The sequence below is a fragment of the Polaribacter sp. 11A2H genome (genome assembly GCF_011379025.1).
Lineage (GTDB): Bacteria > Bacteroidota > Bacteroidia > Flavobacteriales > Flavobacteriaceae > Polaribacter.
Genome location: NZ_WTLD01000001.1, coordinates 174,511 through 194,025, shown reverse-complemented (window position 1 = coordinate 194,025; position 19,515 = coordinate 174,511). Strand labels below are relative to the sequence as shown.

Genomic DNA, 19,515 nt, shown 5'->3' with positions numbered 1-19,515 from the left:
AGTAAGCAAAATAAAAACTTTGCGCCTCGGCGACTTTGCGAGAAGTTTTTTTGAAACTAAATTTATAAAAAATGGATTTCCTTTACGTAAAAGCATTACACATTATCTTTGTAGTCACTTGGTTTGCAGGTTTATTTTACATTATCCGCTTATTTATTTACCACGTAGAAGCAGAAAAAAAACCAGAACCTGCCAAAGAAATTTTACAAACCCAATACAAATTAATGAGTAAAAGGTTGTGGTACATGATTACTTGGCCTTCTGCTATTTTAGCAAGTTTTTTTGCCTTTTGGATGCTATATAAAAACCCAGTGTATTTAGAAATGCCTTGGATGCATGTAAAATTAACTTTTGTTTTAGCTTTATATTTTTACCACTATTCTTGTCAGAAAATATACAAGCAACTGCAAAACGATGTTATAAAATACTCTGCTTTTAAATTAAGAATATGGAACGAAGTTGCTACAATTATACTTTTTGCAGTAGTTTTTTTAGTAACCTTAAAATCTGCCATTAACTGGATTTGGGGCGTTGCCGGAATCTTTCTTTTTGGAGTTTTACTAATGTTAGGTATTAGACTCTACAAAAAAATTAGAGAAAAGAAATCTTGGGAAAAAGCCGAGAGAGAGGTTTTGGAAAAAGAGTAAGCAGTCACAGTTTTCAGTCTCAGCTGCTCACTGTAAACTGCTACTGAAAACTGTAAACTAAATTACCCTCTAATACTCTGCTCAAACGGAATTCTATTTACAATAGACCTTCCTAAAGTAACTTCATCTGCGTATTCTAATTCGTCACCTACAGAAATTCCACGTGCAATTGTACTTGTAGTAATTTCAAATTTTTCTATTTGTTTAAAAATATAAAAGTTCGTTGTATCCCCTTCCATGGTAGAACTTAACGCAAATATCAATTCTTTTACTTCTCCGCTTTCTACTTTTTTTATTAGGCTTTCTATTTTTAAATTCTGAGGACCAATACCTTCAATAGGAGAAATTTTTCCACCCAAAACATGGTACAACCCATTAAATTGAGATGTACTTTCTATAGCCATTACATCTCTAATATCTTCTACTACACAAACAATTTCTGGATTTCTTTTTACATTATTGCAAATATCACACAACTCCGTATCAGAAATATTGTGACATTTCTCACAGTTTTTTACATCATTTCTTAAATGCAACAAAGACTCCGTTAAGAATTTTGTATTATCCGAAGGTTGTTTTAATAAATGCAATACCAAACGCAATGCAGTTCTCTTACCAATACCAGGCAAACGAGACATCTCATTTACTGCGTTTTCTAAAAGTTTTGATGAAAAATCCATAACTGCAAATTTAACTCAATAAAGAGAAAGTTATCAGGAAAAACATTCTTTTATCATTGAAATACTTGTCTATTTTCTTTGCTCAAATATCTATTCTCTAATCGCTAAAAATCCTATATTCGTAATTCATAATTGAATATTCGTAATTTCACATGCATCCACTTTATATCCTAGTTTTAATAGTCGCTTATTTTACAGTTTTAATCTTTATTTCTTACCTCACCGGAAAATCTGCAGACAACAAAACATTTTTTAAAGCAAACAATTCTTCCCCCTGGTATTTAGTTGCCTTTGGTATGATTGGTGCCTCCCTTTCTGGCGTTACATTTATCTCTGTTCCTGGTTGGGTAGAAACAGATTCTATGAGCTATTTTCAAATGGTTTTAGGGTATGTAGTCGGTTACGCTGTTATTGGTTTGGTTTTACTACCACTCTATTACAAACTAAACTTAACATCTATCTACACCTATTTACAAGATCGTTTCGGAAACTATTCTTATAAAACAGGTGCTAGTTTTTTTCTACTTTCTAGAGTAGTTGGTGCTGCATTTAGACTCTTTTTAGTAGCAAATGTGCTACAAGCTATTTTATTTGGTGCTTATGGCGTTCCATTTTGGGTAACCGTGTCTATTACTATTTTATTAATTTGGTTATACACTTTTAAAGGTGGTATTAAAACTATTGTTTGGACAGATACATTACAGACTTTATTTATGCTGATTGCAGTAGGCGTTTGTATTTACAATATTTCTAGTGAAATGAAAATAGACAATCTCTTTACGTATGTTGCAGATAGTAAAATGTCTAAAACCTTCTTTTTTGAGGATATTAATGCAGGGAATTATTTCTGGAAACAATTTTTATCTGGTGCATTTATTGCTGTTGTAATGACAGGTTTAGACCAAGATATGATGCAAAAAAACCTGACGTGTAGAAATTTAAAAGATGCACAAAAAAATATGTTCTGGTTTACAATTGTGTTAGTTATTGTAAACTTTTTCTTTTTAGCTTTAGGTATTTTATTAACAGATTACGCACAACGAAAAGGAATAGACACGCACAAGGACCAACTTTTTCCATATATTGCTACCCAAGGAAACTTAGGTTTGGCCACTGCCCTTTTCTTTATATTAGGTTTAATTGCTGCGGCCTATTCTAGTGCAGATTCTGCCCTAACTTCTTTAACTACTTCTTTTAGTATTGATATTTTAGAAATTGATAAAAAGAAAGACAAAAACGAACAAGAAAAAATTAGAAAGAAGATTCATATTATATTTTCTTTTGTGTTGATTGCAACCATTCTAATCTTTAAATATTTTATTGCGGATGCTAGTGTTATTGCAAAAATATTTACGTTTGCAGGTTATACATACGGACCTTTATTAGGTTTATATGCTTTTGGTATGTTTACCAAAATGAAAGTAAAAGATAAATTGGTACCAGCTATTTGTATTATTGCTCCAATTTTTACGTATGTAATTAGTTATTATTCTAAAGAAAAACTTGGTTTCGATTTTGGCTTTTTTGTGTTGGTTTTAAATGGCTTTTTAACGTTTGTTGGATTGTATTTAGCGAAGAAGTAATTTGGGTTGTTTCTAAGCTTATTTTCAGATAAATTCATTAACTTGTGATGTTAAAGATTAAAACGTTAGATAACAATTTAGTTGCTGTAAGCTAAAAAAAAACGAATGACATACTACAAAACATCACATCAAGTCAATTTTGGTAAGAGGATAATACCTCTTAAGATGATTGAACATATGTCATTTGATGACTGGGAAGATTTTATTGAAGAGTGGGTTGACATAAAAAAGACTGTATATATAGAGGCTGAAAGATTCGGAGGTGCTGGAGATAAAGGAAGAGATGTTGTAGGCTATGTAACTGATAAAAACAAACAAAACTATACTTGGGATTGTTTTCAGTGCAAACATTATAAAAATGCATTAACACCTGCTCAAGTATATAAAGAATTTATTAAAATATTATACTATACTTTTAAATTAGAATACCCAATACCTAGGAAATTTTATTTTATTGCACCAAAAGGTTGTGGAACTTCACTTTCCAAATTACTTCAAAATCCAACCGAACTAAAAAATGCAATAGTAAATAATTGGGATAAACATTGTGAAATTGACACTACTGTAGGTGGAATAAAATTAGAAGGAGAATTTTTAAAATGGGTAAATAATTTTGATTTTTCAATTTTCTCAAAAATTCACACTAAGAATATTTTAAAAGAACATATTTCACATCCTAATCATCTAATAAGGTTTGGTGGTGGGTTACCTGAACGTGAAAAATTAGATACCGCTAATATACCAAGTTCAATACAAAGTTCGGAAACTACATACGTTAATCAACTTTTATCTGCATACGGTTCTGAAAGCAAAGAAGATTACAAAAATGTAATAGATTTAGATTCAAAAGAACTTTATAAAAACCATTTTACAAGAGCTAGAATAAGTTTTCATCACGCAGAACAGTTAAGGAATTTTACTAGAGATAACCTACCTATTGACACCTTTGAAGATTTTCAAAATGAAATATTAGAAGGGATTATTGATATTGTTGAAGAAATCCATTCGAATAATTTTATAAAAGTAAAAGAAGTAGAAAGAGAAGCAGGAAAAGCAATAATCTCTTCAAACCCACTAAAAGAGGTTAGTCTTATTTATGATAAAAAAGGAATTTGTCATCAATTAGTGAATGATAATAAAATCAAATGGACATAATGGAAACTAAAAAAAATATAAATCCATTTAACAATAGTGTTGAAGCTGGTCTTCGAATCTTAACAATTTTAAATGAATCATTTCCTCAATCTTTTGATTTACAAAACCTTGTTTATCTTGACTATCTAACTATACATTCAGCAGATATTGACAAAACTACACAAAGTCTTCATCCAGCAGTCCCCTATCGTTCAGGTGAAATAATGGTTAGAAGTTCTATCATTGAAAAAGGATTAAATCTTTTTATCACAAAGAATTTAATAGAAAAGCAATATAATTTTAATGGTATAGAATATAAAGCAACTGAAAACGCAATGCCATTTCTTGAATCACTTGAAGAACTATACTCAATCAAGCTTCAGGAAAAAGCAAATTGGGCTATTAATAAATACTCAAAACACACCAAAGAAGAATTAAAAAAAATTATGACTCCAAAATTATCAGAGATAGACAATGAGTTTAATATTGAAATTTTACAATAATGAAAACGGGATTCATAATAAAAGAGTTACGACTGATAGGTAAATCAGTTGAAAATGCAAGTATCGTTTTTGAAAAAGGCGTTAATATCATTACTGGTCCTTCAAACGTAGGTAAATCATATATTTTCCAATGCTTCAATTATATGTTTGGTGGTTCAAAACCGCCAAAATCTATTAAAGAATCAAGAAATTACGATTTCATCTATTTAGAATTAATTGATTCAACAAACACCACTTATACTTTATTAAGCGATTTAAAAGGTGGCAGTTTTAAACTTTATAATTCATCTATAGATAAAATTAAAGAAACTGATGAATTCGAAATTCTTGATAGAAAACATAGTCCCTATAATGAACAAACTGTTTCCGCTTTTTTACTTAAACTAAATAATCTTACAGGCAAAAAAATCAGAACAAACCAAAAGGGAAAAACTAGACCAATTTCATATCGTGATATTGTAAAATTCTCAATGGTTAATGAATCCAAAATCACTACAGAAGAATCATTGATCGTTAGTCATTATACAAAAGCTACCGAAGAATCAAATGTTTTAAAATTAATTGTTACAGGAAATGATGATAGCACTATAATTGAATCCCTTTCTCAAAACCAAATATCAAATAGAAAAGGAAAATTAGAAATATTAAAAGAGTTTATAAATGACAATACTAAGGATTTAAAAGCTCTTAAAGTTGAACCATCATTGATGCTGAGCGAGACTAATTCTTTAATTGAAAAATTAACAGAAAACCATTCTAATCTTCAGAATAAATTCAATGAAATAGAAAGTGAAAGAGTAAAAACTTTAAACATTCTTCATAAAAGAAAATCACGTAAAAGAGTAATCGAAGAGTTATATAAAAGAACAGACTTATTAAAATCTCATTATTATTCAGATGTATCACGCTTAAAATCGACTATTGAAACAAGTGTTTTATTAAATGAAGAAAATCATTCTACCAATGGTAATTGCCCACTTTGTAATGGAGAAATAGAAGAAAAATGCTCAATTGCAGACATTAATAAAATAATAGATTCTTGCAGTAAAGAAATACAAAAAATTGAATCATTGATTCAAGAATTACTTGAATCAGAAAAAATATTAAAAGAAGAATTTAAGGATGTGTCTACAGAAGTTTTTGACTTAGAGGAAAATATAAATAAATACACTTTAGAAATTGATAAAGGAGTTGGCTTGGAAATGGGGTTGATAATTGAACAAATCAACCAACAAAATGAAAAGAAAAGTATAGCTCTTGGAGCTTTATATAAATTTGAGCAACTTGAAAAATTTAAAGCAGAAAAAGAAAAACTAGAAAACTCTATACCTAAATCTAGTTCTAAAGAAACATTTGAGCATATATCAACTGCATCATTAACACCACTTTCAGAAGCGATAAAATCTGTTCTTAAAGGTTATAATTACCCAAATCTAACTGATGTCAGTTATAGTGAGGAGCAAAATGATTTTGTAATTTCAGGTGAAGACAGAAATCTATCTGGGAAAGGGGTTAGAGCAATTATTTATTCCGCTTTCATTGTAGCATTACAAGAACTAATATTAAAAAAAGAATATTCAATAGGTGTACCAATAATAGATTCTCCATTAGTCTCTTATAAGAAGCCAGAAAATATTGGAGCGGAAAGGATTAGTGATGATTTAGCAATGGATTTCTATAGATATATCTGTAATCAAAGTGATTTAGAACAAATAATTATAATTGAAAATGAAGTACCACCAACAGATATAAAAGAAAACATAAATCATATAAAATACACAAGAGAAAATGGCTTTATACCTACGAAATAAAGGCTGCCGCTAACAATGTATATAAAAATAGGGCTTTTGTGCTAACTCCAAAGGTCTGTGTTTATTTACAAAGTTCGCTAAATATAAAATTTAGCATTTAAACGAAAGTTAAAAACAAAATATTTATATTTAGCTAAGTGTTAAATCCGAAATATAGTGCTTATCATCTGCCCTACTTTCCATATACAAACCGTTAGCAAATTCAATAAAAAAACCACTTAAACCTTAAAAAAACAAGCATATATCATTTTATAAATAAATAACATGAAAAAATCAATTTCAATCATTGGCTCCGGACCTTCTGCCCTACTTTTAGCGGCATTTTTAGATACTGAAAAGTTTGAGGTTACTATTTATGAAAAAAATAAAACAGCAGGAAGAAAACTATTAGTTGCCGGAAAAGGTGGTTTTAATTTGACACATTCAGAACCTATTCTAGATTTTATTGAACGCTATACGCCTACTGATGTTTTAAAAGATGCTTTATTAAATTTCACCAATGATGATTTTAGAAATTGGTTACAATCCATAGGAATTCCGACGTATATTGGCAGTAGCAAGAGAATTTACCCCGAAGAAGGTATAAAACCAATCACTGTTTTAAATACTATCTTAAATCATTTAAAAGAAAAAGGAATCATTTTTAAATATGAACACATTTTTTCTGGTTGGGATGCTGAAAATAATTTAATCATCAATGACAAGATTATTCATTCTGATTATACGGCTTTCTCTTTAGGTGGCGCTAGTTGGAAAATTACTGGTTCTGATGGAAGCTGGTTAGAAACGTTTCAAGAAAAAGGTGTAAACACAGCTCCGTTTGAAGCTTCTAACTGTGCTTTTAAAATTGATTGGAATCTAGATTTCATCAAACAAAATGAAGGAAATCCTTTAAAAAATATTGCTATTTCTTGTGCTGATAAAACACAAAAAGGAGAAGCTGTAATTACCAAATTCGGAATCGAAGGAAATGCTATTTACGCCTTGAGTCCGCAGATTAGAGCACAACTAAAATCCGAAGAAAAGGCAATAGTTTACATCGATTTTAAACCTACTTTTTCACAAGAAGAAGTGAGCAATAAAATGGTAAATTCAAACTTTAAAAACACCACACAAATTTTAAAGAAAGGATTAAAATTAAGCACTTCTCAAATAGAGTTACTTAAAATTCATCTTTCTAAAGAAGCGTATTTAGATACAGTAATTTTATCAAAATATATTAAAAAATTTCCTTTAGAAATTACAGGTTTAGGGAAATTAAACACTGCAATTTCTACCGTTGGCGGAATAGCATTAAACGCTGTAGACACTCATTTTCAGTTACATAAAATTCCGAATCAATTTTGTATTGGAGAAATGTTAAATTGGGATGCTCCAACTGGAGGATATTTAATTCAGGGTTGTGCAAGTTCTGGTGTTTACTTAGCAAAGTATATCAACAAAAATCTTTAAAAAGGCTGTTTTAGAGTGTTAATACTCTTAAAATATTCTGTATTTTTACTGTATAGAATTTATATATAATGTCTAAAGATTTAAGTAATTACAGAAAATCCTACGAAAAACAAGAACTTTTAGAAAGTACTTGTCCAGAAAATCCCATGGAATTTTTTCAAACTTGGTTTCTAAAAGCCGATACATCAAACATGGTAGATGAAAGTAACGCCATGACTGTATCTTCCATTGGTTTAGATGGTTTTCCTAAAAGTAGAGTTGTTTTATTAAAAAAATTCACTTGGGAAGGTTTTATATTTTATACCAATTACAATTCGGAAAAAGGAAAAGCAATTGCAGCGAATAATAATATTTGCTTGTCTTTCTTCTGGCCTGCCTTAGAACAACAAATTATTATAAAAGGGAATGCAGAAATATTAGCAGAGAATTTATCTGATGGTTATTTTGAATCTAGACCAGACGGAAGTAAATTAGGTGCTTGGGCATCTAACCAAAGTGCTGTTGTTGCTTCTAGAGAAGAATTAGATGGCAATTTAAAACGATTAGAAGATAAATTTGAAGGAAAAGAAATAGTTAGACCCAAGCATTGGGGAGGTTATTTGGTAAAACCAATTTCTATAGAATTTTGGCAAGGGAGACCAAATAGAATGCACGATAGAATAAGATATACCTTAGAAGAAGATTTTTCTTGGAAAAAAGAAAGATTAGCACCATAAATTTTTATATTTACAACTCAACAATTAGAATTGAATGAAAACTTTATACATTGTTAGACATGCAAAATCTTCTTGGGAATACTCAGGAATAGAAGATATTGACAGGCCTTTAAAAAAACGCGGAATAAAAGACGCACATTTAATGTCTAAATTCTTAGCAAAAGAAATAGGCAGACCAGATGTTTTTGTATCAAGTAGTGCCAATAGAGCACTACATACATCTGTAATTTTTTGTGAAAACTTCGAATTTCCTTTATCTAACCTTCAAGTAAAAAGACAGTTATATAGCTTTAGTGATGGTTATTTGGTAAAAACAGTAAATGCTTTAGACGATGGTTTTAATTCTGCCATCATTTTTAGTCATGATCACGGTATCAATAGCTTTGTAAATAAGTTTGGTAACAAGCCTATTTCGCATGTATCAACTTGTGGTGTTGTAGGTATTCAGTTCGAAGATAAACATTGGAAAAATATTAAAAAAGGGAAAACGTTTATGATAGAATTCCCTAAAAACCATAAATAAAATAATTTGTTAGAAATTAAAAAATATGGTGCTATAGATATTGGATCAAATGCTATTAGATTACTTATATCCAACGTTATAGTATCTGAAGACAAAGAGCCTCAGTTTAAAAAATCTTCTCTAGTACGTGTGCCCATACGTTTAGGAGCAGATGCTTTTGTTGGCGGAATTATTAGCGAAAAAAACACTACCAGAATGATTAATGCTATGGAAGCATTTAAATTATTAATGGATGTAAATGGTGTAGAAAGATATAAAGCTTGTGCAACTTCTGCAATGAGAGAAGCTGAAAATGGAAAAGAAATTGCTGAAAAAATTTTTAATCAAACTGGTGTAAAAATTGATATTATAGGTGGTAAAGAAGAAGCAGCCATAATATCATCTACAGATCTAAATCAATTAATACAAGGAGATAGCTCTTATCTTTATGTAGATGTTGGTGGTGGTAGCACAGAATTCACCCTTTTTTCTGAAGGTAAAATTCTTACTTCTAAATCTTTTAAAATGGGTACGGTGCGTTTGTTAAGCAACAAAAAATCTGTAAACAAAGAAATTTTTACAAACGTAGAGAAATGGATAAAGAAAAATACGAAAGATTTAAAGAAAGTCTCTTTAATTGGCTCTGGCGGTAACATTAATAAGTTATTTAAAATGTCTGGACGTGCAGAAGGAAAACCTATTTCTTATATTTATCTAAATGCTCAATATCAATTCTTAAAACAAATGACTTATGACGAACGTATCTCTGAGTTAAGTTTAAACCCAGATAGAGCAGATGTTATTATACCAGCAACCAAAATTTACCTGTCTGCAATGAAATGGAGTGGTGCTCGAAAAATTTATGTTCCTAAAATTGGACTTTCTGATGGAATAATTAAAAGCCTATTTTACAATAAGTTGTGATTTTTTTATGATTTCTTTAACATAATTTGTATTTTTGTTAGGCAAAATTGTGACTTGCTAAAAAATTGTGTGTCATATACATGAATTCAAAAATCAAAAACAAGTATATTATGAAAAAAATTTTACTAAGTGCTACACTATTAATGTTTGGAGCAGCAGCATTTGCTCAAGACTTACCAACAAATCCAGAACCAGGAAAATGTTACGTACGTTGTAAAACTCCAGAAGTTTGGAAAAACGAAGATGTAACTATTGAAGTGGCTCCGGCTTATAAGAAAATTGTTACACATCCTGCAGAATACAATACTGTTACAGAAAGAGTTTTAATTAAAGAAGCTGGACAACGTTTAGTTGTTGTACCTGCAGTTTGGGAAGACAAAACAGTAAACTATACTGCTAAAGTAGACGCAAACAAATTAAGTGTAATTAATGCTACTTTTAACCCAGATTCTCAAACGATAGAAACAAAAGCTGCTTCTGCAAATTGGGAAATGAGTGAAAAAGCACCTGATTGTGAGTCTAGCGATCCTAACGATTGTAGATACTGGTGTTTTGTGCCGGTTCCTGCTCAATTTGTAACTGTACCTTTAACTAAATTAGATAAAGACGCTAGTACTGTATCTAACAAAGTTCCTGGATATGATAAAACATATACAACTAAAGTAATGGTAACGCCACCTACTACTAAATCTATTGAAATTCCTGCAGAATATGGAAGCATCAACAAAACAGTTTTAGTTAAAGATGCATGGCAAGAAGAAGTTACTGTTGCTGCGAAGTACCAAACTGTAACTAAAGAAATCTTAGTTAATAAAGGTGGATTAACAACTTGGAAAGAAGTTGAATGTGCATTAGTTAACAACACTATTTTACCAATTAACTGGAATTTAGGAAGCGCTACTTTAACTTCTGCTGCTAAAGGAATTATCGATACAAGATTATTACCTGTATTAAAAACAGGTGTATCTGTAGCTTTAGAATCTCATACAGACTCAAGAGGAACCAAAGCATCTAACCAAGACTTATCTGAAAGAAGAGCACAAGCAGTAACTAACTATTTAATTTCTAAAGGTGTAAACCCAAGTAAATTAACTGGTAATGGTTACGGTGAAGCTAAATTAACAAACAGATGTGCAGATGGTGTTTCTTGTACAGAAGCACAACACAGAGCAAATAGAAGAACTACGTTTAGAGTAGTGAATGAAAAATAATTATCTTCTTTAAAAAAGATATAAAAAAAACCGAAGCAAATTGCTTCGGTTTTTTTTTGCTTTAATAATTCTCTATAACAGACTGAATAAAAGGATAATAATAATCTGTAAGAATTAAACCTTTTTTATAACCAATCATTTTTCCTTTATGATTTACAAATACTAACGTAGGAAATGATCTTATTTTAAATTTTCTTTTTAAATCATTATTTACCTCTAACATCTCCGCAGAAATTAAATCTATATTTCTAGGACTATCTGCTTCATATAAAACTAAATCTTTATCTGCTATAGCCTTAAATTTTTCTGAATGAAAAAGATTCTTATCTAAAACCTTACAGGGGCCACACCAATCTGATCCTGTAAAATAAATAAGTACTGGCTTATTTTCTTTTTTAGACTTCTTTAAAGCCTCATTAAAAGAAGGCTCCCACTTTATAGAAGATGATTCTTGTATCTTAACTTCTTGCTTTTCTACTGGCTTTTCTTGTGCTATAATATATGTAGCTGATAAAAAACAAATAGAAAAACTTAAAATGACTTTTTTCATGAATATTAATTTCATCAAAAATATCAAAAATAATACCATAAAAAAAACTCCAAAGAAATTTTACCTTAAATAGGCCTTAAAAAAAGGTTCATCTTTCAATTTGAAAAAGAAATCTGGTGAAGAAAATGATTTGTAAAAAACAAAAAGCCGTAATTAAAAAATTACGACCTTAGGTTATTCTTCGAATATAATAAATTCAATCCCCCAATTTAATTATTACATCTTATCTTCAGAATAAGAACAAATATATAAAAATTTTAACAATATTTTAAGAAAACAAGCACATTTAGTTATTAATTACATTAAATTTAAAAATATGATTAGAATAATATAAAATTATTAAATAGTTAAGAAACTTCTAGCATTAATATATGAATCTTAATTGTATAAAAATTAGCTTTCAGATACAATGGTATAAAATTATTAAATATTAAAAACGAACTACTGAACCTGGGTTCATTTTTAGCAAGTCTAAGGTTTTATTACGTCTAATTTTATTAGTTTCTGTTTCTATAAATTTAGCTACAAAATAAATTTCTTTTGGAGATTCAAATTTAGTAAATGATTCTAATTGCTGTATTTTCAATTTTAATTCACCTTTTATTTTATTTGTAATAAAAGGATGTTCTATAATTAATACAAGTTTTTGTCCTAGTTGTTCGTCTGAAACCCCTGCAACAAAAAAACGTTTACTGATGATTTCTGATAATTTTTCTTCAATTTTTTCGGGATGTAATTTTATACCTCCAGAGTTTATTACATTGTCAAAACGCCCCAACCATTCAAATTGATTCTCTGAAACTAATTGAATAATATCATTTGTAAAAATTACTTCATTAGAAACCTTTGGTGCTTTAATTACCAGACAGTTTCTAACATCTTTATAAATTTCTACATTTGGTAGTGTTTGATAAAAGTCCTTATGTGAAGATTTTTTATGACCATTGTTTTGTAATGAAGAAAAGTTATTCAACCTTTTAACGGCAATATGAGTAATGGTTTCCGTCATCCCGTAAGTAGCAAAAACACTACAACTAGAGCTCTGAATTTTATCTTGTAATTGATTAGAAACTACGCCTCCACCAACAATTAATTTCTTAATTTGATGTAATGAATTGATAGAATTCTCTAACTGTAACGGAACCATTGCAGAGAAATCATACAGTTTTTTCATCCCACGTAGTGGAAAAGATGTTGGAGATATAATATCTAATTGCCAGCCTAAAGTTAAAGCACGTATCAACATCATCTTACCGGCAATATACTCTGTAGGTAAGCATAATAATGCTGTTGTATTTTCTTTTAACTCAAAAAAAGCACCAGTTGCTAAAGCAGAATTCATCATCTTACTTTTTTCCAATTTTATATCTTTTGGAATACCTGTAGAGCCAGAAGTTTTAACCGTAATATATGCTTCTTCAGAAAACCAAGTTTTTAAAAAATGGTGAATTTCAACTGAAAAACGAGATGCATACGAAAGAATTTCGTTTACAGAAGCAAATGAAACCTCATTTAATTGAAAGCTGGTATGAAACTTATCTATTTTCAATCTTCTAAAATTCTATAATTTTCTTTTAAATTAACCGGTTTAGTAATCTTACCCGTTAATTTTTCTTTCCAATTTTTCCATCCATATTTTTTTGAAAAAATGAATAATAGTATTGGATATAAAACCAAGACAGGAAAAAACATTTCCCATCCTACAGAAGGTTCTGAAGTATCTACGTACAAAGCATCTGTTTGAAAAACCGTCCAATCGGTCGTTACAAAAAATGCCGCTACAATATTATTAATAGCATGTAAACCTAGCGACAACTCAGTACCTTCATCCATTAAAGTAGTTATTCCGTAAAAGAAACCCGTACCAATGTAAAAAACCATAGAAATGTATCCTAGTTTCTCCACCTCCGGATTTGCTCCATGCAACAAGCCAAAACAAACCGAAGTAAAAATTAATGGGAACCATCTATTTTTAGTTAAAATACCCAAACCTTGCATAAAATACCCTCTAAAAAGTAATTCCTCAAACGAAGTTTGAAAAGGTAAAAACAAAAAAGAAACAGCTAATAAGGTAAAGAAAGGAATCGCTTTAAAATTCCACACATAATTATCCGGAGATAAATAAATACCCAACATAATTACTACAGAAGAGATAATTCCCCAAAGAATAAAACCAAACCAAAAACGTTTCCAATCTATTCTCTTCCTACTCGTTACTAGAGATGTAACCGTTCTTTTATGTATATATTTGACTCCAATAATAAGGCTAATAAGACCAAATATGAACATCAAAATCATAAAAAAAAGGAAGAGATTTTTATCGATATCTAATGTCATAAAATTATTTTCTCCAGCGGCAATAAATTCAGAAAAATTTGCAGAATGCATAATAGCTATGGCTGTTAAAGGCAATACACCAATAATTTGCCAGCCAACAAAAACAACTATAATGGTTAACACCCAATGAAACCATTCACTTTTTCCTTTATATGCTTGTTGTATGTAATTCATGTTTATAAATTAAAATTCCACTTTTGTGCTGGATTATACTGTAACGTTCCGTTTTTAACAACTAACGGACTTGTAAAATTATTTGTAAATAAACCGCCAGTACCTAAGCCTTGTGGTAAATTACTTTTTAATGTATGTGTAAACTGCGCAATAGCATTCAATCCAATATTACTTTCTAACGCAGAGGTAATCCACCAATCAGCATTTATTGCTTCTGCACATTTAATCCATTCTAAACTCCCCGCAAAACCACCAATCAAACTCGGTTTTAAAATGATAAATTGAGGTTGAATTGTTTGTAATAACTGCTTTTTTTCTTCGGATGAAAATATACCAATCAACTCTTCATCCAATGCAATTGGCAAAGGTGTTTTAGCACACAATGCAGCCATTTCTTGCACTTGCCCTTGTTTAATGGGTTGTTCTATAGAATGAATTTCTAATTCGGATAACCGTTTTAATTTTTCTAATGCATTTTTAGGATTAAAAGCACCATTTGCATCTACTCTTAATTCTATTTCTTTGGAAGAAAATTCTTTTCTAATTGATTTTAATAACGCAATTTCAGCTTCAAAATCAATAGCACCAATTTTCATTTTGATGCAAGAAAAACCAGTTTCTAATTTTTCTTTGATTTGCTTTTTCATAAATGCTTTTTCTCCCATCCAGATAAGGCCGTTTATAGCAATAGATTCATTTCCTTTTATAAATTCTGATGGAAATAAATTAAATTGATCGTCACTTTTAAGTGATAAAAAAGCCTGTTCTAATCCAAATTGTATAGACGGAAACTCACGTAGCTCATTAAGTAAACAAGACAAACCTTTGTTAATGTTCCTACAAGCCCAAATTAGTTTTTCTTCATAATTAACTACATCATCTATACTTAAACCTCTAAACAAACCAGTTTCTCCAATACCTGTTTTACCATTTTGTTCTAAAATAATAAACCACGTTTCTTTGGTTCTTAAAATTCCTCGAGAAGTACCACTTGGATTTTTAAAATTGAGCGTATATTTTTTGTGAGTAGCGTGTATCAAAAGAATTTATTTTTTATAAAAATATTTATATGAATACCGACTTTTTTGTGCCTTACAACAGCCAATAAAATACTATTAATGGTCTTTTCAACGAAAGAAGAAGAATTAATCTTCTTTTTTATCTTCTACAAAAGCTTTAAAATTATCTAAATAAGATTGATCTTGCTCCATGAATGTTCCTTTAAAATATGGAAAAATACAAGCCATTAAAAAAGTATCACTTTGGCAACTGGCATTTAAAGTAACGGTTGTAACCCCGTCTTTTTCTGTAAAAATATAATCGTCTTTTTTAAGCATACCCTGTGCATTAAAAAACAAGGTTACTTTTTCATTGGGTACATACGCCAATACTTTTTCAGTCATTGTAATCTCTTGACCTTGATTTAGAACTACTAGCTTATAGATACTTCCTATTTTTCCAGGATTTTCATTAACAACCTCAAAAGACTGTACTTCTGGAATCCAGTTATTTACATCCTCAGAATTATTAAAAGCTGTAAAAACCTCGTCTACAGACTTATTTATAGACACTTCTGCGGTATACGTTGTTTCTTTTACAATTAAACCTGTTAGTAAAAAAATCACTATGAAGGTAGAGATAATTATTAATATTACTTTTATTGTTTTCATTTTATAAATTTATATTTCCTCCTATTTCTAATATAACCAACTCTTTATTCTTTGCTGTAAATTTAGATTTTGCTTCATTAACATCTATTTCTATTGGTGGAAAAGTATTAAAATGACAGCCTATTACTTTGGTACACTCCACTAAATCACTTGCAATAATTGCATCTTCAACTCCCATTGTAAACGTATCTCCAATAGGAAAAATAGCCGCATCAAGTTTTGTTGTTAAAGGGATTAATTTCATATCCATGGTAACAGCAGTATCTCCTGCAACATATAAGTTTTTATCTTTAGATGAAATAACAAAACCACCTGGCTCACCGCCATACGTGCCGTCTACAAAAGAAGAAGTATGAATTGCATTTACGTATTTGGCAGAAAATTGCTCCGTTTTAAAAGTTCCACCATGATTTAATGGATGTATCTTTAAATCTTTTGCGCCATAATACATGGCTATTTCATAGTTAGAAACGATCACCGCCTTTGTTCTTTCTGCGATTACTTCTACATCTAAAACATGGTCTTGATGCGCATGGGTTAATAAGATAAAATCTGCTTTCAAATTAGAAATATCTATATGAGAAGCCAATGCATTACCCGAAATAAACGGATCTATTAAAATAGTTACTTTATTAATTTCTATAGAAAAACAAGAATGCCCTAAATATTTAATCTTCATATCTTACAATTATAATTGAATTCTAATTTACAATATTTGTCCAATTCCAAAAAGAATTGCAAACAAAAAAGTACTCAATGCTACTTTCTTTAATTCACTATCTAATTCCGAAGGTACCGTGTTGTTTGCAACAGTTTTTACGTTTTTAAGTAACGGCACAAAAGCCATTAAGAAAATAAGTTGATAAACAGTTTTAAAATCTAAAAAAGTATACACACAAGCAGTAATTAAAGCACCAAAAATCAATCCATAATGGTATTTTTTTGCTTTTAATATTCCTAATTTTACCACTAGCGTATTTTTATTATTTTTTTGATCCTCTTCCCTATCTCGTAAATTATTTAGATTTAGAACCGCCGTACTTAGCAACCCAACAGATATTGCGGGTAGAAAAACAGTAAAATCTATCTGTTTTGTAAATAAGAAATAACTACCTACAACACTTAGTAATCCAAAGAATAGAAAAACAAAAATATCTCCAAAACCACTATATCCATAGGCTGAATTACCAACTGTATATTTTATAGCTGCTGCTATTGAGGCAATTCCTAAACCTAAAAACAGTATAGAATACCCAAAATTTTCTTTACCAAAAGAAACGTAAATAAGCACTAAAGCAATTATTAAGGTGATAATTGTTGTAATTATCATGGCTAATTTCATTTGTTTCGGAGTAATTGCTCCTGATGAAACCATACGTGCTTCTCCTGTTCTATTTTTATCGGATCCTTTAATTCCGTCTCCATAATCGTTTGCAAAATTAGACAATACTTGAAAACCAATAGTGGTTAAAATTGCTAACCAAAAAATAGGAGATTCTAAAATTGAAACTTGATTATTTAATTGATCACTCCCTAAAAAACATCCAACAATAATTCCTGAAACCGATAAAGGTAAGGTTCTTAATCGTGCTGCTTTTACGTAACTTTTTACATCCATAAATTTGTACTACTTTCCACTTTAAATAAAGTATAATTGTAAATTTTTATCGCCTCGCTTTTTTCTATACAAGGAAGTTTAATTTCTCCAGAAGCGGTTTGAAAGACCAAATCTACAACCTTATTTCTTTCTTGAAAAAAAGTTTGCATCATTTTAATATTTTGAACCTTAAAAAACGGTAAATATGTTAAATGAGTGTCAAAACTTCCAGAACCAACTAACAAAACATCATCGCTTATTTTATAGAATCTTTTATTGAAAATTAAATTGACAAAAAGGATAAACAAAGGAACCAATAAAACATTCCCTAAGAAAACCAATTTGTCTAAAAAAGTAAGATAAAGAGCTCCGTTTAATATCAACAAAAGTATAAAAGACAAAAAATACATTCTCTTTTTTAAATAAACATGCACCTGCTTTTTTTCTAAATGATCTACTTCAGAAAAATTGAAAAGCAGTTCTTTAATCTTATTAACTTGAGTTCTCTTACAACCAACAATTCGTATTAATTTATCTTTGTTTTTTTTACCAATTTCACCACTAACAGCTTGTTTAAATGTGATAAAGGAAATGCCTAGAATCTTTTTTATTGGATTTGTAGAAACAGTAATACTTTGAATTTTATCCTTTTTTAAAATAATAGATTTCTTGGTAAGCAATCCTTGATAGATTTCAAAATTCTGGTCTTTTATAAAAACAGTTAAATTAAAATGAAATAAAAACACTCTTACAAAAGAACTTAAAATGGCTATAAAAACGAGTAAAATAAAGAGCACAATAAATACAAATACGCTTTTATGAAACGAACTACCACTCTTCTCTATATATTCATTTAGCAAATAATCTTTTCCAATACCGCTAAATAATTGCTCTAACTGCTGATAAAGACCTAATAATAATGCTAGAAAAATAAGTAAACTTTGCAGGTGATTTTCTGTTAAACTAACCTTTAACAATTCTAATAAACTTATTTTTAAAAAAGGTTTCTCTTTAACCTCTTCCTCATTTATTACTGTAGAATTGTAACTTGAAAGTTCACTTTTAAGTGCTTTTGCTTTTTGAAAAGACAATGCTTTTATAGAAATTTCTGTTTTATTAGACCCAGCAGTTTCTATATTAACTTCATGAACATTAATAATTTGCTGAATAATATTTTGCTTAAAATTAATATTCTGAATTCGATCAAAAGAAATGGAAGTATTTGTCTTGTTTAAAATTCCTTGTTTTAAGATAAAGTGATTATCTTGAACCTTAAACTGAAAGTTTTCATAAATCAAAAAAGCTCTAATCAGAAAAAATAAGAACAAAAACCCGAGTCCCAAATAGATATAGAAAAATGTACTCTCGTTAAGCTCAGAAAACTTCTGAATAAATAGGAATAGCAAAACCCAAAAAGCTTTTAATACTTTATACAGTAATTTAAGATAAATTACAAGTATTCCTTTTTTAGATTGCTTAGAGAATTGGCTAAAATCAAACGTGTTATTCATTGATTTTTTGGCTGATAAATTCTTTTATTTCTATAGCTTCTTTTTTGGTAATTCCTTTTATTTCTAAATCATCACTACTATCTCCTGCCGTAAAAACACTTAAGGAAGCCAATTTAAAAAACCTAGAAAAAGGACTTTCATCTACTTCTATATGCTGAATTCTAGAAAACGGTACTGTTGTTATTTTTTTGTAGAACAGACCACTTTTATAAGAAATATCTTTTTGTCTAACCGCGTATTTTCTTTTTTTAAATCCGTAGTAAAGTAAAAGTACTGTGAAAATAAAAACAATTATAAAGGCGATATAGATAAGGTAAACATAAGGACTAATTCCTTCAAGAAAATTATAATAACTTGCTAAGTAAATCCCTAATAAGGCAGCAGTAAAAATTAATAATACATTAAATAAAATAACTTTTAAATAATTCTTATGAATCTGTTTAAAGGCTATCTCGGTAATATTTGGTAAATTAGAAACCAATTCGTTTTCAAACATTTAAATTATTTTAATGT

At 29.5% G+C, this 19,515-nt stretch carries 20 protein-coding genes; 10 read left to right on the top strand and 10 right to left on the bottom strand.

Annotation, left to right across the window (positions count from 1 at the left end; genetic code table 11):
• Nucleotides 1–71: 71 nt before the first annotated feature.
• Complete coding sequence (locus GQS58_RS00880) at nucleotides 72–647, top strand: CopD family protein (protein WP_166381937.1); 576 nt, start codon at nucleotides 72–74, stop codon at nucleotides 645–647.
• Between the two features lie 62 nt (nucleotides 648–709).
• Here GQS58_RS00880 and recR read toward each other — a convergent pair whose 3' ends face one another.
• On the bottom strand, nucleotides 710–1,327 hold the full coding sequence (recR, locus tag GQS58_RS00875; RefSeq protein WP_166381935.1) for a recombination mediator RecR: 618 nt from the start codon (nucleotides 1,325–1,327) through the stop codon (nucleotides 710–712).
• 152 nt (nucleotides 1,328–1,479) lie between these two features.
• On the opposite strand from recR, the gene GQS58_RS00870 reads away from it, so the two are divergent.
• From GQS58_RS00870 to GQS58_RS00830, 9 genes are all read left to right on the top strand, one after another.
• Nucleotides 1,480–2,910 (top strand): sodium:solute symporter, encoded by a 1,431-nt coding sequence (locus tag GQS58_RS00870; RefSeq protein WP_166381933.1) that lies wholly within the window; start codon nucleotides 1,480–1,482, stop codon nucleotides 2,908–2,910.
• A gap of 105 nt (nucleotides 2,911–3,015) precedes the next feature.
• Complete coding sequence (locus tag GQS58_RS00865) at nucleotides 3,016–4,065, top strand: ABC-three component system protein (protein WP_166381931.1); 1,050 nt, start codon at nucleotides 3,016–3,018, stop codon at nucleotides 4,063–4,065.
• Nucleotides 4,065–4,547, top strand: a complete 483-nt coding sequence (locus tag GQS58_RS00860; protein ID WP_166381929.1) for an ABC-three component system middle component 2 — start codon at nucleotides 4,065–4,067, stop codon at nucleotides 4,545–4,547. The genes GQS58_RS00865 and GQS58_RS00860 overlap by 1 nt, the downstream gene beginning before the upstream one ends.
• Complete coding sequence (locus tag GQS58_RS00855) at nucleotides 4,547–6,358, top strand: AAA family ATPase (RefSeq protein WP_166381927.1); 1,812 nt, start codon at nucleotides 4,547–4,549, stop codon at nucleotides 6,356–6,358. The genes GQS58_RS00860 and GQS58_RS00855 overlap by 1 nt, the downstream gene beginning before the upstream one ends.
• Nucleotides 6,359–6,622: 264 nt before the next feature.
• Nucleotides 6,623–7,810, top strand: coding sequence for an NAD(P)/FAD-dependent oxidoreductase (locus tag GQS58_RS00850; RefSeq protein ID WP_166381925.1), 1,188 nt, complete (start codon nucleotides 6,623–6,625; stop codon nucleotides 7,808–7,810).
• Nucleotides 7,811–7,878: 68 nt separating this feature from the next.
• Entirely contained in the window at nucleotides 7,879–8,526 is a 648-nt protein-coding gene (gene pdxH, locus GQS58_RS00845) for a pyridoxamine 5'-phosphate oxidase (protein WP_166381923.1), read from the top strand.
• 34 nt (nucleotides 8,527–8,560) lie between these two features.
• Complete coding sequence (locus GQS58_RS00840; protein ID WP_166381921.1) at nucleotides 8,561–9,049, top strand: SixA phosphatase family protein; 489 nt, start codon at nucleotides 8,561–8,563, stop codon at nucleotides 9,047–9,049.
• A gap of 6 nt (nucleotides 9,050–9,055) precedes the next feature.
• Nucleotides 9,056–9,952, top strand: coding sequence for a Ppx/GppA phosphatase family protein (locus GQS58_RS00835; protein ID WP_166381919.1), 897 nt, complete (start codon nucleotides 9,056–9,058; stop codon nucleotides 9,950–9,952).
• A gap of 110 nt (nucleotides 9,953–10,062) precedes the next feature.
• On the top strand, nucleotides 10,063–11,163 hold the full coding sequence (locus tag GQS58_RS00830) for an OmpA family protein (protein ID WP_166381917.1): 1,101 nt from the start codon (nucleotides 10,063–10,065) through the stop codon (nucleotides 11,161–11,163).
• Nucleotides 11,164–11,224: 61 nt separating this feature from the next.
• On the opposite strand, the gene GQS58_RS00825 is transcribed toward GQS58_RS00830, so the two are convergent.
• From GQS58_RS00825 to GQS58_RS00785, 9 genes are all read right to left on the bottom strand, one after another.
• Nucleotides 11,225–11,713, bottom strand: a complete 489-nt coding sequence (locus GQS58_RS00825; RefSeq protein WP_166381915.1) for a thioredoxin family protein — start codon at nucleotides 11,711–11,713, stop codon at nucleotides 11,225–11,227.
• Between the two features lie 430 nt (nucleotides 11,714–12,143).
• Complete coding sequence (locus GQS58_RS00820; protein ID WP_166381913.1) at nucleotides 12,144–13,262, bottom strand: AMP-binding protein; 1,119 nt, start codon at nucleotides 13,260–13,262, stop codon at nucleotides 12,144–12,146.
• Nucleotides 13,259–14,224: a CPBP family intramembrane glutamic endopeptidase gene (locus GQS58_RS00815; protein WP_166381911.1), complete on the bottom strand. Its 966-nt coding sequence runs from the start codon at nucleotides 14,222–14,224 to the stop codon at nucleotides 13,259–13,261. The genes GQS58_RS00820 and GQS58_RS00815 overlap by 4 nt, the downstream gene beginning before the upstream one ends.
• A 2-nt stretch (nucleotides 14,225–14,226) precedes the next feature.
• Nucleotides 14,227–15,264 carry an o-succinylbenzoate synthase gene (locus GQS58_RS00810; protein ID WP_166381909.1) on the bottom strand — a complete coding sequence of 346 codons (1,038 nt, stop codon included), beginning with the start codon at nucleotides 15,262–15,264 and terminating at the stop codon, nucleotides 14,227–14,229.
• A gap of 105 nt (nucleotides 15,265–15,369) precedes the next feature.
• A complete protein-coding gene (locus GQS58_RS00805) occupies nucleotides 15,370–15,894 on the bottom strand; it encodes an SRPBCC family protein (RefSeq protein ID WP_166381907.1) in 525 nt (174 codons plus the stop codon).
• Nucleotide 15,895: 1 nt separating this feature from the next.
• Nucleotides 15,896–16,573 carry a metal-dependent hydrolase gene (locus GQS58_RS00800; RefSeq protein ID WP_166381905.1) on the bottom strand — a complete coding sequence of 226 codons (678 nt, stop codon included), beginning with the start codon at nucleotides 16,571–16,573 and terminating at the stop codon, nucleotides 15,896–15,898.
• A gap of 27 nt (nucleotides 16,574–16,600) precedes the next feature.
• Nucleotides 16,601–17,512: a 1,4-dihydroxy-2-naphthoate octaprenyltransferase gene (gene menA, locus GQS58_RS00795; protein ID WP_166381903.1), complete on the bottom strand. Its 912-nt coding sequence runs from the start codon at nucleotides 17,510–17,512 to the stop codon at nucleotides 16,601–16,603.
• Nucleotides 17,503–19,002, bottom strand: coding sequence for a PH domain-containing protein (locus GQS58_RS00790; protein ID WP_166381901.1), 1,500 nt, complete (start codon nucleotides 19,000–19,002; stop codon nucleotides 17,503–17,505). Before GQS58_RS00790 ends, menA begins: the two co-directional genes overlap by 10 nt.
• Nucleotides 18,995–19,498 carry a PH domain-containing protein gene (locus tag GQS58_RS00785; RefSeq protein ID WP_205860347.1) on the bottom strand — a complete coding sequence of 168 codons (504 nt, stop codon included), beginning with the start codon at nucleotides 19,496–19,498 and terminating at the stop codon, nucleotides 18,995–18,997. Before GQS58_RS00785 ends, GQS58_RS00790 begins: the two co-directional genes overlap by 8 nt.
• Nucleotides 19,499–19,515 lie beyond the last annotated feature (17 nt).

What these genes read in the sequence shown, in the direction of transcription:
- GQS58_RS00880 (WP_166381937.1), top strand. Translation starts at nt 72, where the DNA reads ATGGATTTCCTTTACGTAAAAGCATTACACATTATCTTTGTAGTCACT.
- recR (WP_166381935.1), bottom strand. Translation starts at nt 1,327, where the DNA reads ATGGATTTTTCATCAAAACTTTTAGAAAACGCAGTAAATGAGATGTCT.
- GQS58_RS00870 (WP_166381933.1), top strand. Translation starts at nt 1,480, where the DNA reads ATGCATCCACTTTATATCCTAGTTTTAATAGTCGCTTATTTTACAGTT.
- GQS58_RS00865 (WP_166381931.1), top strand. Translation starts at nt 3,016, where the DNA reads ATGACATACTACAAAACATCACATCAAGTCAATTTTGGTAAGAGGATA.
- GQS58_RS00860 (WP_166381929.1), top strand. Translation starts at nt 4,065, where the DNA reads ATGGAAACTAAAAAAAATATAAATCCATTTAACAATAGTGTTGAAGCT.
- GQS58_RS00855 (WP_166381927.1), top strand. Translation starts at nt 4,547, where the DNA reads ATGAAAACGGGATTCATAATAAAAGAGTTACGACTGATAGGTAAATCA.
- GQS58_RS00850 (WP_166381925.1), top strand. Translation starts at nt 6,623, where the DNA reads ATGAAAAAATCAATTTCAATCATTGGCTCCGGACCTTCTGCCCTACTT.
- pdxH (WP_166381923.1), top strand. Translation starts at nt 7,879, where the DNA reads ATGTCTAAAGATTTAAGTAATTACAGAAAATCCTACGAAAAACAAGAA.
- GQS58_RS00840 (WP_166381921.1), top strand. Translation starts at nt 8,561, where the DNA reads ATGAAAACTTTATACATTGTTAGACATGCAAAATCTTCTTGGGAATAC.
- GQS58_RS00830 (WP_166381917.1), top strand. Translation starts at nt 10,063, where the DNA reads ATGAAAAAAATTTTACTAAGTGCTACACTATTAATGTTTGGAGCAGCA.
- GQS58_RS00825 (WP_166381915.1), bottom strand. Translation starts at nt 11,713, where the DNA reads ATGAAAAAAGTCATTTTAAGTTTTTCTATTTGTTTTTTATCAGCTACA.
- GQS58_RS00815 (WP_166381911.1), bottom strand. Translation starts at nt 14,224, where the DNA reads ATGAATTACATACAACAAGCATATAAAGGAAAAAGTGAATGGTTTCAT.
- GQS58_RS00805 (WP_166381907.1), bottom strand. Translation starts at nt 15,894, where the DNA reads ATGAAAACAATAAAAGTAATATTAATAATTATCTCTACCTTCATAGTG.
- GQS58_RS00800 (WP_166381905.1), bottom strand. Translation starts at nt 16,573, where the DNA reads ATGAAGATTAAATATTTAGGGCATTCTTGTTTTTCTATAGAAATTAAT.
- menA (WP_166381903.1), bottom strand. Translation starts at nt 17,512, where the DNA reads ATGGATGTAAAAAGTTACGTAAAAGCAGCACGATTAAGAACCTTACCT.
- GQS58_RS00790 (WP_166381901.1), bottom strand. Translation starts at nt 19,002, where the DNA reads ATGAATAACACGTTTGATTTTAGCCAATTCTCTAAGCAATCTAAAAAA.
- GQS58_RS00785 (WP_205860347.1), bottom strand. Translation starts at nt 19,498, where the DNA reads ATGTTTGAAAACGAATTGGTTTCTAATTTACCAAATATTACCGAGATA.